10 protein-coding genes are annotated in these 13,852 nt (G+C 36.8%); 2 read left to right on the top strand and 8 right to left on the bottom strand.

What is annotated here, in order from left to right:
* Positions 1-11: 11 nt before the first annotated feature.
* The 4 genes from MKZ10_RS09965 to MKZ10_RS09950 form a co-directional block, all read right to left on the bottom strand.
* On the bottom strand, positions 12-926 hold the full coding sequence (locus MKZ10_RS09965) for a sugar ABC transporter permease (RefSeq protein ID WP_342510127.1): 915 nt from the start codon (positions 924-926) through the stop codon (positions 12-14).
* A gap of 873 nt (positions 927-1,799) precedes the next feature.
* Positions 1,800-2,876, bottom strand: coding sequence for a Gfo/Idh/MocA family oxidoreductase (locus MKZ10_RS09960; RefSeq protein ID WP_342504817.1), 1,077 nt, complete (start codon positions 2,874-2,876; stop codon positions 1,800-1,802).
* 210 nt (positions 2,877-3,086) lie between these two features.
* Entirely contained in the window at positions 3,087-3,923 is an 837-nt protein-coding gene (larE, locus tag MKZ10_RS09955; RefSeq protein ID WP_342504816.1) for an ATP-dependent sacrificial sulfur transferase LarE, read from the bottom strand.
* A gap of 145 nt (positions 3,924-4,068) precedes the next feature.
* Positions 4,069-5,562, bottom strand: a complete 1,494-nt coding sequence (locus tag MKZ10_RS09950) for a tagaturonate epimerase family protein (protein WP_342504815.1) — start codon at positions 5,560-5,562, stop codon at positions 4,069-4,071.
* Positions 5,563-5,896: 334 nt separating this feature from the next.
* On the opposite strand from MKZ10_RS09950, the gene MKZ10_RS09945 reads away from it, so the two are divergent.
* Entirely contained in the window at positions 5,897-7,210 is a 1,314-nt protein-coding gene (locus MKZ10_RS09945) for a multi antimicrobial extrusion protein MatE (protein WP_342504814.1), read from the top strand.
* A gap of 48 nt (positions 7,211-7,258) precedes the next feature.
* Here the strand turns inward: MKZ10_RS09945 and MKZ10_RS09940 are convergent, their stop codons facing one another.
* The 4 genes from MKZ10_RS09940 to MKZ10_RS09925 form a co-directional block, all read right to left on the bottom strand.
* Entirely contained in the window at positions 7,259-7,912 is a 654-nt protein-coding gene (locus tag MKZ10_RS09940) for a rhamnogalacturonan acetylesterase (protein ID WP_342504813.1), read from the bottom strand.
* A 455-nt stretch (positions 7,913-8,367) separates the two neighbouring features.
* Positions 8,368-9,651 carry a Gfo/Idh/MocA family oxidoreductase gene (locus MKZ10_RS09935; RefSeq protein WP_342504812.1) on the bottom strand — a complete coding sequence of 428 codons (1,284 nt, stop codon included), beginning with the start codon at positions 9,649-9,651 and terminating at the stop codon, positions 8,368-8,370.
* 29 nt (positions 9,652-9,680) lie between these two features.
* On the bottom strand, positions 9,681-10,337 hold the full coding sequence (locus tag MKZ10_RS09930) for a YesL family protein (protein WP_342504811.1): 657 nt from the start codon (positions 10,335-10,337) through the stop codon (positions 9,681-9,683).
* A 20-nt stretch (positions 10,338-10,357) separates the two neighbouring features.
* The gene (locus tag MKZ10_RS09925) at positions 10,358-10,906 is read right to left on the bottom strand and encodes a hypothetical protein (RefSeq protein ID WP_342504810.1); all 549 of its coding nucleotides are present in this window, start codon (positions 10,904-10,906) and stop codon (positions 10,358-10,360) included.
* Positions 10,907-11,178: 272 nt separating this feature from the next.
* Between MKZ10_RS09925 and MKZ10_RS09920 the strand changes: the two genes are divergently transcribed.
* Positions 11,179-13,473, top strand: coding sequence for a helix-turn-helix domain-containing protein (locus MKZ10_RS09920; protein WP_342504809.1), 2,295 nt, complete (start codon positions 11,179-11,181; stop codon positions 13,471-13,473).
* Positions 13,474-13,852 lie beyond the last annotated feature (379 nt).

Here is a 13,852-nt window from a genome sequence, read left to right as displayed (position 1 = left end):
CCCCCTTTGAATTAATAGTTTACCCATTTCTTCTGAACGATGAATTGAATATAAGTAATAATGAGTATTAGGATAAACAATACAAGCGAGATCGCTGATGCATAACCTGTTTTCAACTCGAGAAATGCTTGTTGGTACAGATAGACGACTGGTGTTAGCGTTGAATTTGCTGGTCCACCACCTGTTAATACAATGATTAAGTCAAACACCTTAAAGCTCGAAATAACACCTGTAATTAATAGTAAAAAGGTTGTCGGTGATACTAATGGAACTGTTATTTTAGTAAATTGATACCAAGCTGACGCTCCGTCCATCTGTGCAGCTTCATACAATTCTTTCGGAATATTTTGTAGTCCTGCTAAATAAATGATTAAGTTAAAACCAATCCCTGTCCAAATCATGATGAGCATAACTGAAGGTAATGAAAATGAAATATCTGCAATCCACCCTGGAGGGTTTTCAACACCTAATGACATGAGCACTTGATTAATCGGTCCTTTGGATGGATGGAATAACACTTGGAACACTACCGCTACCGCAACAACACTGGAAATAAACGGCATGAAATAAATGACTTTAAACATATCTTTGAGATAAACATACTTATTAATGACTACTGCAAGTCCTAATGAAATGATGAGCATAATAGGTACGGCAAGTAACAAAATAAAGTTGTTGACTAGCGCTTTGTGAAATAAGTTATTGGTTAGCAACTTTTGGAAATTTTCGAACCCTACAAATTTAGCGCCATCATAACCAGATACAAAATTCCAATTTGTAAAACTCAATGCTAATGATGAGATGATTGGAAATAAGACTAATACAGACGTTCCTATAAACATGGGTGCAATGAATAAATAACCTGCCACATTCTCTTTCCAACCACCAAAAGGAGTTTTATTACGTCTTTTGGATTTTTTGCGCATTTTATTGGGCTTTGTTTTGACTTCTGCTGATTGCGCATTTGATACGCTTTGCATCGCGTTCACCTCAGTTTCTTTATGTTAGGGTTAATTATAGGGAGTGTAATCGCTTTCAACAATGTACTATCTTTACCCTATTGACAAAATCTTTACCTAATTGAGATATCTCTCCGCATTTAATTTTACGTTTTTTGTTCTATAATCCTATATCTATCTACAAATAAGTACATTCACATCTATAAAAAACTGGCTTGTTCACTGGATTATTTCTGGTTTGCTTTTGGCAAATTTATTCATGACATCATTACCGTGGAGTGAGTGTATTTAGAAATGACTTCGTCATTTCTAAATACACTCTTTTGGTAATCTTGTTATGAATAATCGCCTGTTGCATTCCAGAAATGTTTTAGTGAAAAATGCCGTTACTTGGAAAAGAAAGAATAGATAACTTTCTACAAGAATGTAAGTGCTCGAAGATACAATTTCGGGCACTTTTGCACGTTGTACAAAGTGTCTCCATTTTACTTTTTGAAAGGTTTATAGAAAAAGTTATAACTCCTTCAAATAACAATGAAAGACGCCATGACGAAAGCTTCAGCAGCCAAAATTGTATCTTTGGCTGCTCACTCCAGTTAAGAAGTCTTCTATTCTCTCATCCTTAAAAGCATTTGCACTTCGTGTACTTGTATTTTTAGAAAGCGACGGATGAACGATCACCATACAATTACCGAAAAAACGAATAGGGATGCGACGAAGTCGCATCCCTATTCATAAAATTACAAGGTTATTGTTATAGAGGTCGTTCAATCCAAAAGCGACCACAAACAGCTATACACGAAGTTCCTAATGTTTAATTAAGAATGCAATAGACGTGGTTTACTTAGATACAACTATTGCTTGTTCTTGTGCAAGTAAGCATAGTTCGGCTGCTTTAAAGGCATGAGCCTGCGTCATTGCTTTTTCTGTGCGATGAATACAATCTAAAATAAGTTCCCCAAAGAAAGGAAATCCAACCTCACCTGATAACTTATAATGTTTCTCGCCATCTTTATTCACTAAGAATAGATGATCTCCTGTTGCTTCCCTTGCAACATCGACGTATTTACGGATTTCAATCGTTCCTTCTGTTCCCGTAATAAACGTCCGTCCATCTCCCCATGTACTTAACCCATCTGGCGTAAACCAGTCCACTTTGAAATATTGTGTTGCGCCATTGTCACCAACTAATGTGGTATCACCATAATCCTCTAATTCCGGATATTCAGGGTTATTATAGTTCGCTACTTTACTATGCAATATTTCAGCATCCTTACAATCTGCGTAATATAAGAACTGTTCAATTTGATGGCTCCCAATATCGCATAGAATTCCACCGTATTGTTCCTTATTAAAGAACCAATCTGGTCGACTTGAAGCATTTAAGCGATGTGGGCCAAAACCAGTCACTTGAAGTACGCGACCAATTGCCCCATCTTTAATCAAGTCGCCGGCGAAAACTGCCCCTTCAACATGGAGACGCTCACTGAAATAGACCATATATTTTTGTCCAGTTTGTTTGACAACCTTCTTTGTTTCTTCTAATTGAGCCATCGTTGTAAATGGTGTTTTATCTGTGAAGTAATCCTTACCAGCTTCCATTACCCGATTTCCAAGTGCACTGCGCTTAGATGGGATTGCAGCAGCAGCCACTAACTTAATCGTTTCATCAGTTAAAATTTGTTCGAGCGAATCTGTTACCTCGACGTCGGGATATTTTTCAACGAAGTCTGCCACTTTTTTCTTATCAGGATCATATACATATTTCAATGTAGCACCTGCTTCTACTAGACCATTACACATCCCATAAATATGGCCATGATCAAGCGCAGCAACTGCAATCACAAATTCCCCCTCTTTTACAACCGGATTTGGCTTACCCTTTGGCGCATATGTCATTCCATCCTTACTCATCATTCATCTACTCCCTTACTTTTGATTAAACCGAATTTTTCGTCAACCATTTATTTTGTTTATCCGACAAATTAATTATTTATCTATAGTTAGATTATATGTAAACGCTCTACTTTTCAAGTTTTTTATTACTCGGTGTCCAATTACAGACTTGATACACAAATATACCCCACTACAATTAAGTAGCAGGGCATATTTGATATTTCCTGAAAATTATTGTGCTAATTTTGATTCTAACACTTCTTCAGATAACTCTTCGTTCATGCTTCCTGTGCGGTATCCACGTAAATCCAATGAAACATATGCAAAACCAAGTGAAGTAAGTTTTAGTTGGATTTGATCGCGATGCTTCACTAATTCCGTGATTTCTTCTGGTGTGACTTCAATGCGAGCAACATTGCCATGATGACGGACACGTACTTGAGCAAATCCAAGTTTAGCCAAAAAGATTTCGGCCTGATCGACTTGTTCAATTTTATGCTTATCAAGCTCAATACCGTAAGGAATTCTTGATGCAAGGCTGCAAGATGCAGGTTTATCCCAAACTGGGAGTCCTAATTGACTTGCAAGTTCACGAACTTCATGCTTAAATAATCCGACTTCTTGAAGCACACTACGTGCCCCTGCCTCTGTTCTTGCTCTCATTCCTGGGCGGAAATCGTCTAAGTCGTCCATAATCATGCCATCTAGCACATACGGATAACCTAACTCCCCAGCTAAATCATTGAGATGAGAATAAAGCATTTTCTTACTGTAATACCAGCTATCAGGCGTGTTCGCTGCAATGTCTGGATTTTCTAATTCTTTAATTTCTGTTTTGTATACTTGAACACCCATGTCTTTAGCCAATTGGACTGCATCCTCAAATTCCTGTTTGCGGAACAATTCTGATGCAACAACAACAGCTAGAACTTGGTCGCCAAGCTCTTCCTGTGCACGTTTCAATACTAATGCACTGTCAACACCACCGGAAAAAGCGACGATAACGCGTCCCATCTCTGTAAGTACTTCACCAAGATGACGGTTCTTGTCATTCATTACTTCGCTCATGCTCTTTCGCCTCACTTTTCTTGATTTTTATAAGATTCTACCGTAACCTTACTTTTCAAAGCTCAAATTGTCAATCAAAAATAGTTTTCATTTTAACTAGCTACTCCTGTATATGGAGTAGCTAGTTAAAATTTTATTCTTGACTTCACAGTCCTAGTAGATCGATATGCTTCCCGATATGGTTAACGAGTGCCGCCCGATAATCTGCTTCATGTACATCCAGTGTTTTAAATAATTCATCTCTAAATACAAATTCACCTTTTTTATCTTTTGCAGTCAAAATCAAACCATATGTGACGTGAAACAGCTGGCGTGCCGCATCATTATTCATATATTCCACAAGCTGATTATCCGCAACACTTTCAAGTGAAACAACGCTGTCTAAGTCAGGTGTTACATGGTAGTATTTCAGCGCTTCTTCAAAGTTTTCCAGTGCAAATTTATGCATACGTCTATATAAGCCAGGATTTGTAACCGCGATGACTCGGATAGCTTCAAGCCAGTTTGTGCCAGCCGTTTTTACATGGAAAATTCCTTTTGTATATTTCGCAATAATTGGGAACACCTTAAACTTATCGCTGCCGGAGTGGATACTTAACTTATACCCGAAATGCTCAGCAATTAACGCATGTTCACGCAATTCAACTTCAAATTGAACTACGTCTCCGATATAGTCAATTCCTTTTTGGAATTCTCCACAGAATCTCGGAGCAAGACTGACGACTGTCACGCCTCTTTCGATCAGTTCATTAGCAACGAAGAAATGAGAAATCGGTGCTGTAACAGTTTCCGTTTCATCAATTGAAATTTCAAAGTCAATCGCACGGTCTTCTTTACTGATGTACTCATTGTAAACATGTGTTGTGTACGTAATAGCTTCATCATACAGCAAGATGTTTCTCATTAATGAGGTTTCATCGAAAGATAAAGATAGACCGTTCACTTCAAAAGTTTTATTTAAATATTTCTCAAAATATACTTGTTTAACGTCTTCTGGAACTTTAGCAAACTCTTTTGCAATGACTTCATCGGTTGCTTCCTCGATTGTTTTGTCGATTTGATCTGAGCAATCCAAAGTAATCATGGATACACCAAGTGATAAGGCATATTTAATGTCTGATTCAAGCTTGATATGATCGCCGTCTGCACCGTATCCGCCTGTATAACCTTCTTGGAAAACCGCATATGCAGCGGCATCTAGCATATCAGTCATGGAGCGATTTGTTAGTGTCAACTCACGAATACTTTGTTGGGCAAGCACTGGTTTTATATTTCTTCCATTGACCGTTTCAATATGTCCAGGGGATGCTAAACCTAAGCGATCTCCTAAACCTATCGTTGCAATTTTTGTACCAAATGCTTGCGGAGCCGTATAAGGGAAATAGCGATTCAAAACAAGTCGGTTTCCATAAGTCAATGAACATACTTTTCCTTTTCCTTCAACATTTGTCCCTGCTAATTCATCGTAAATGGAACCGCTTCCAGTTGCTAAAATAAATTTTTCACCGTTCACTTTAACCATCAATAAATGGACATTTTCATGATTTGTATACGATTCTTGATAGACCGTCACTTGCTCCGTTTGAGCTGCTACTTTTCCTTGTTCTAATAACTCAATCGTTGGCAATAATTGCTTCATTCTAATCAATCCTTTGTATTTTATTTGAATTATTTTTACTTGAGTACTAAACTATTCGAAAATCAATTGCCATACTACACCCTCTCAATAAGAGAGCTTTTTATCTACTTTTTTTATGAATACGATACGTATAACAACAAAATAACAACGTTGTTATTTTCATGATAATTGATTTTCAAAGAAAGAGCAAGTAATTGTTATACTTTTAATCCGTAGATTCTAAAATATCAATCTATATTAATCTTTCTAGTTGAAATAACAATCAAAGATCATTACACTCAAAATAACAACGTTGTTACTTAGAGCGATTAATTAATGAGATGGGGTTTGTTTCTTGCATTCATCGGGTCGGTTATCTTATGGACAGCTAAGTGCTTTTTTTATTCCGCTAGGTGTCTCGGCAAGTTTAACTTCAATTACACATGTGATTATTAACGGTACATTAAGTAGAGGTGAGCATGCTGCTTTTATTATCGCTTGTTATGCAATTGCAATGTCCTTATTCAGTATTCTAGAAAGACCGATGATTGTGTTCCGACAAACATCCTCAGCATTGGTCACTGATAAAAGGTCATTTAAATTAGTAAGCATATTTTTTATTTATGTCTTAGTAGCCACAATGTTAATCAGTGTAGTTATTGCATTTAGCCCATTAGGTCACTGGATTTATACAACCATTTTCGGAGCAACGGCGAATATGGTCGGGGCAGTTTCACTAGCTTTTAAAGTTATTATTTTAGTCATTATTTTCTCTGGAATCCGCGGCTTATATCAGGGCATTATCATTACACAACTAGCGACGAATTGGTTAACAATTGGCGTTGTCGCTAGACTGATTGCGATGTTTATAACTGCTTATTTAATGGTAAGTTACGATTTCATTACGAGTGCCAGTGGAGCGATTATCTTTCTTGTAGGAATGCTCATTGAATGTCTAGTTAGTATTTACAAAGGGGATTCACTGCTAAGAAATGGATTAGATCCAGTCGATTCTCCCCCATTGGTCAAAGCAGATATTTCAAAATTTTATTTTCCGTTGATGTACTATTTTCTTATGCAAACGATTCTTACTCCCGTTATCTATATTTTATTAGCGAAATCGGGTAATATCGAAATGAGCATTGCATCATTTGCCTTAGCGTTTAGTATTACCAATTTGATTTTAGGATTTTTCATGTACACGCATCAATTAGTGCTACAATTTTATGCTGTGAACAAACAAAAAGTCGTGAAATTCGTGATTTTTGCTAGTATCATTCCGACGTTATTATTGTGCCTATTATGCTACACTCCCCTTGGAATGGCATTTATGCAAGGTGTTATGGGTGCTGATGAAGCCTTATCCTTAGCAACAATTACAGTATTGAAATTCTTCATCATAAAAACACTTGTTTTTCCTTGGGTTGATTTTCTCAATGGATTTTTGATGCTTAGACGACAAACAAAGAAAATGCTTTTTGCTCAAATGGCAAATTTGGTTGTTGTGGTTTCGACGATGGTAATACTCATTCAGCTATTTCCTCAGTTAAACGGAGTGAACGGTGCGATTGCAGCATCCTTGGGTGAGCTAGCTGGGCTAGTGATTGTTGGAATCATCATTTACCGAATGAGTGACCATTTCAAAAACAAGAAACTTCTGAGTGAATAATTTCTAATCTACTGCAAGGGGTATCCCACTATAAGGATACCTCTTCTATCATTTTACATAGCTAGATAGACTACAATTCAATTCTTTAATTTCCTGATAAACTAACCTTGCCATTTCTTTTGCCCCTTGTTCAGTAAAATGGGTACAATCCGTTCCATTCACGGTTATCATATACAGTTCTTTTGCACGATCGTAGCCAATGGATGAAAGGTAATCAATACTTTTTGTCATCAGATCAATGATGAATACATCATTAGCTTCTGCAACTTCTTTCATCGCGTTGCAGTAATCCCCAAAATCCATCAAAAATTCTCCATTCACATAATGAAGCCTACCAACTGGAGTAACTAACAGCGGAATCGCCTTTTTAGCTCTCGCCTTATCAATATATTGCTGTAAGTATATTTTATAATCATCATACGCTTCCGTATAACGTTCTGGACGATTTTTCGTTGAATCATTATGCCCGAACTGAATAAACAAATAATCGTGTTCTTCGATTGCATCCATTATAGGATCGAGCAACCCTTCTGTAATGAATGTTTTTGAGCTTTTCCCTCCCACTGCATGGTTTTCAATCATCACTTCAGCTGTTAAATAATCCGCTATAAATTGCCCCCAGCCGGCTTGCGGGTATTCACTAGCATCGTAATTCCGTACAGTTGAATCTGCTGCCAAATAAATGCTTATTTTTTTCTTCAATATGAATCACCTTCCTGTTTAAAAAAATTATAGCATACCTCTTTTATATACTACTTTAGCCCCCATCTACACTGTTTTCCTTGTAGTGGGGGCTAGGGCTTTGAACATTAGATCCATCACGCCCCGGCGTGATTGCGTCCGGATTTTGAATTGAGCTTGAGACCTACAGGATGTAGGTCATGCAGTCGCTGCGACAGGACGTCGCGAACTTAGACAGCCATCCTTAACTCCCTTCAAAATCCGTGACATCCGCCGGAGGCTTGGGCCGACAAGACGTTGGTCATGCAGGCGTTGCCACAGGACGTGGCGAACTTAGCCTGCGTTCCCCCATTCTGCAGGTGTTTGAACCCCACTGAATTACAAATCTAATTCACATTCATCTCGCCAATTATACAAGTGGGAGACTTCTGTAGCTGACGCTTCGCTTTCAGTACAAAAGTATTTGCTGAATAAAGTTAAAATTGAATTAAATCGTCTAACTTAACTGCTTGGCCTGTTTTCAATGAAATATTGCCTGCAATTCCAGTTAGAATTGATGTTGCCCCATCTATATGAGAGGCAGCACGATTGAATTCATCTTCTGTTGGCGTACCGAAGAGATCTTGCAATAATATCGGATCCCCTCCACCATGTCCGCCTTCCCCTTCAATGATTTCTACTTCATAAGGCTCTCCGAACATCGGTAACACCCTTACTGATTTTTCCTTTAACTTGCCTTCATCTTCTTTCGAACCGCCAGAGTTAATATACGATTGTTCACGAACTTCTACTTCAATTCTCCCTTTACTGCCATTAAAGGACACAATAAACCCTTCCCAAGGCAAATAAGCATTGAGTGAATATGTTAAAATCGCTTTGTTTTTATACGTCACCATTACACCTAATGTGTCTTCAATATCAATGCCATCCCCGAAAACACTTTGATCGCGTTGATAACCATCATCTTTTTCCGCATCTAAGTAAAGCGACTTCAAGTGAGGATTGTCCTCCAACTGAATGGCGAAAGGATCATTTTTGGCATTTTCACTGCCATGTGCACGCTGGTAAAACTTTGTTTCTCCTCGTTTTTCAGCATTTTCTTTGCCGTAAAAATGTAAACCACCCGTAGCGTAAACCGTTTCAGGTGTTGTATTTAACCAAAAATTCACTAAATCAAAATGATGTGTGGATTTATGAACGAGCAAGCCGCCACTATTCGCTTTATTACGATGCCATCTACGGAAGTAATCCGCGCCGTGCTGCGTATCCAATGCCCATTCAAAATTAACAGAATAGACATCCCCAATAACACCGTCTCGAATAAGCTCTCTAATTTTTGTATTATGCGGCGCGTAGCGATAGTTAAACGTGACACGTACTTCTTGACCTGTTCGCTTAATCGCATCAATAATTTCCTGTGTCTTCTCAGCATCTATCGTCATTGGTTTTTCAGTAATGACATCACAACCTAGCTCCAATGCCCTAATAATATATGTATGATGCGTGCGATCCACCGTTGTCACAATGACGATATCTGGTTTTTCTTTCGCGATCATCGTTTCAAATTCACTAGCTAAATAAGTTGCAATTTGAGGATGATCATACTTTTCTTCCAATAAACGGTTTGAGTAATCCATTCTTGTTTGATTGACATCACAAAAAGCGACTAACTGACAAGTATCCTTAAAATCCCTTACCATTGCCCCGTAAAAAAATTCCGCTCTTCCACCTGTACCTACTAATACATACTTTTTACTCATTTCCCCAGCTCCCATATCTTTTTTTGTCATTATGCTTCTACAGATTGTGTCTCTATTCCTTCTTCCTTTCCTATTGATTGCGTTAACTCCATCTTCCGAATTACCTTATACACAAGCCACATCATCATATACGATAAAAGGCTAACACTGAAAAATGGAATAATTCCTGGTATTGAGATGCAAAGGTAATACAGAGCTACAATCCCGGCCATTAAGATAAAAGTATAATGCGGATACGATATCCCAATTAACAGTGCATACTTAATGTATAGTCTTTTACTCCAATCGTAATGTACATAAATCGGGAAAATATAGAGTAACAAGACAACATACAAAACCCCGCATAGAAATAAAGCAATTCTCAATAATGTAAATAAACCACCTGTTGGTGAAAATGCCAAATCAATATAAATAATGTAACCGATTACAAAAAGCATTACACCAAATAATGTTGACTTGAAAAACTCTTGGCGATAAGTCTTCCAAAATGTTTTAAACACAGGAATATCCTTATCCCCCATCACCCACTTACGAGTCACCGTAAACAATGCAACAGTAGCAGGCATAAATCCAAAGATCCCCAGTCCGAGCAGCGTGAATAAAATCCACAATAAATTTACATAAGCCATTCTGGTAATCATTTCACTAACTCTTAAAAAGCGTCCAGCTATGCCTTCTAACTCCATTTCAATCACCCCTTCTACTTCTATTCTTGAACAAGTCCCTTCAAAACTGAAAAGGCCATTTCTTTATTCTTTGTGTATTTAGGAATAATCGCAACAAGTTCAATCGGATCAGAACCAACTTCATATTTCTCCATATAATTGATGTGGATTGCGTTAGGATAAATTTGTTCTATATTCACCTCTTCATCAGCTGCTTCCAATGCCACTATTTCAAAATCAGTTAATGCAACTGTGTTGCTGTCATCTCTAAAGTCATCTAATGCGTGAAGCTCTTTGGAATCATATGCTGTTGCCAATAGTTCTCGATCCATAATTAAAATATCTCCCGCGTGGCGAACAATTTCTATCATGAGCCTTTCAGCTACAGATGGGTACAATACAATCTCAACGTTTTCCAACTCAAGCTTCATATCCGCCTGCATATCTGTCAAGGTTTCCCTTGATATATTCGAGAAAACGAGAATTTGAAACTCTTCATTATCCGTCTGCTGTTGACAGCTTACTAAAATAATTAAACAAGCAAGCGCTATAAATACAACTACTGGCCTCAAGTTATTTTTTTTCATCATACTCAACATTGCCCCTCATTTTCATTGTTGGCTCTCATTTTAGCGCAACTTACCTATCACATCTATAATCATCTAAACTGGTTAACTAGAAAAAGTGAATCACTTTTCTATTTAAAACAATATCAGTACATTGTTATAAAAGAAGACTAAAAATGCACACTGTATTTCAGTAATCCATATGTTATAATTAAGTTTACTTGACAAACTAATTCTTCTAAAAATAATTAAATATGATTCATATTTAAATGTTTCTGAACAAAGGAGACCATTTGATGAAAAATCGAAAGAAAATTTATACGAAGCTATTGACTATTGTCACAATCTTAGCAACACTCCCCGTTATTATAGTCGGTTTATTTTCTTACTTAAAATCAGCGGAAATTATTCAATCCAATGTTGCCGAAGAAAAACAACAAAGCATCTATCAGATTCAAACTAACTTTGAACAAGTTTTGCAAACAGTCGATCTCTCTGTTACGACATTTGTAACATCACACCAACTAAATAAAACATTGAAAGAACCATTAACAACTTATCAATTTCAGCTCTATCATCAAACAAAAAAAGAAATCAATCAGCTACAACGATCCGATAGTGGAGTTTCTAACTTTTTATTGGTCAGTCTTGAGCAAGGGTGGCGTATCAATAACAACGGCCTTAGAAGATTGGGAGAAGGACAGGCCAACGATATTATTGAAAAGTATTCTGATTTACCTTATAAATCCTCTTGGATAATCGAAAAAGAAGATCAGGTTTTGTATGACTCAAGTGAAGGTAATTCATGTAATCATTATATTAGTCTCGTAAAAAAGTTGCCCCTTAATTCAAATAAAAAAACTGGAATTGCCATTGCCTATGTACCTGTTTGTGATTTCACAGATATGCTAACGAGTCATTTAGAATCAGAATCCTTAATGGTTTTAGATGAAAATTATACCGTCATTGCACATAGTGATTCTAAAGAAATTGGCACCAATTTTTCAAGCCAATCCTTTATCTCAGAACTAAATGAGCTTCAAAACAATAAAGGACAGTATGATATCGCACTAAATGGAAGCGATTACAAGGTTACCTATAGAAAATCTGCCTATAATAACTGGACCTATATTTCTATGATTAAGATTAGCGAATTAAATAAACAGTCAAATTCAATCGGCTGGTTTACGCTACTCATTAGTACTGTCATTTTACTTGGTGCCATTCTACTTTCCTTAATCGCATCACATAGACTTTACGCACCGATTAATCGCATAACCTCTACGCTTTCGAATTCACTTTCAAGTATCTCTCAAAGCGGTAAGAAGATTGATGAGTTTAGTATGATAGAAAGTCAAATTCAACATGTACTCGAACAAAATGATGAGTTAGAATCTAGGCTCCACGGGCAAATTGTACAGTTAAAACAATTCTTTATGGCTCGCCTTCTACAAGGAAATATTAGCAATGAAGAATTGCCAAATAAGCTGCAATCATTTGGGTATACACAAAGCTGGAAAAGGTTTTCGGTGCTTACACTTCAAATTGATTCGGTAGAAGATACAGAATACAATATCGACAATGAAGAAATCTTATTATTCACGGTGAATACGATGATTGAAAAATTAATTCCGTCAAATAAAAGAATGACCCCTATTGTCATAAACAAAACACAAGTAACACTATTTTTGGATGATGAAATAGAAGACAGACACTATGCAGAATCGCTTACTACGATGATTAAAGATATTAAATTAGAAGTACTAAATGATTTAGGTATATCAATCAGTGTAGGTATTAGTCAGACATACGAGGCCCTGACGGATGCACATGAAGCATTTAAAGAAAGTCGTGAGGCACTTAGGCATGTGCTTAAATTTGGGCCGGGCTCCATCATTTTTTATGAAAACCTACAAAGTGACTCTAGCTTCTTTACATTTTATCCAAAGCATATTGAAAATGAACTATTTAACGCCATTAAAATGGGAGATAAACTTGAAGTCGATCAAAATTTGGATAAGCTTTTAGAATCTCTATTCAATGAAGAATTAAGTAATACACAACATGAAATTGCCATTGTACGCTTACTCACGAATTTAATAAAATTGACTGAAACACTTGGTGTAAACGTCTTAAAATATGATGGTCATAAATCTTTATTCAATCAACTATACGAATTTAGAACGCTTCCTGAAGTAGTCAATTGGTTTAAAAATCTAATCATTTATCCGATGATGGATGAGTCTGAAGAGCGAACACAGTCTCAATACAAAAATATTTCAGATGAGATTATTCACATCGTTCAACAAGAGTTCGATTCGGATTTAACGTTGAATTATATTGCCGATAAGCTACATTACAATGCAAATTATTTAAGCAGCATCTTCAGAAAAGAAACAAATACATCATTTAGTGATTATTTGGCGTTATATCGAATTAATGTTGCGAAGAAATGGTTAGAAGAAACGAATAGCACAGTGAAAGAAATCGCTGAAAGACTAAATTATAAAAACTCACAAAATTTTATTCGATCCTTTAAAAAGGTTGAGGGAATAACTCCTGGAAAGTATCGTGAAGATAAGCAAGGATAGGTTTTCAAGTACACACCAGGTGCTTTAGGTTCACTTGCTTTTGGTTCGCTTTGGATTGAACGACCTCTATACAATATCCGTGATGTTTTTATGAATAGGGATGCGACTTTGTCGCATCCCTATTCATTTCTTTCGGTAATTGTATGGTCGTCGTTCATCCACCGCTTTCCAAAAACGTAGATACATGAAGTACAAATACTTTTGGGGATGAGTGAATAGAAGACTTCTTAACTGGAGAGAGCCGCCAAAGATACAATTTTGGCGGCTGAATGTTTCACCATGGTCTTATCCTTTATTATTTCAGGAAGTATAGAGCTTGCTAAAAGTAAAGTAGACACACCTTGTATAACGTGCAAAAGTTCCCGAAATTGTATCTTCG

The sequence above is a fragment of the Sporosarcina sp. FSL K6-2383 genome (assembly GCF_038618305.1).
Taxonomy (GTDB): Bacteria; Bacillota; Bacilli; order Bacillales_A; family Planococcaceae; genus Sporosarcina.
Note: the sequence above shows the minus strand (reverse complement) of the source record. Positions and strands in the feature narration are given on the sequence as shown.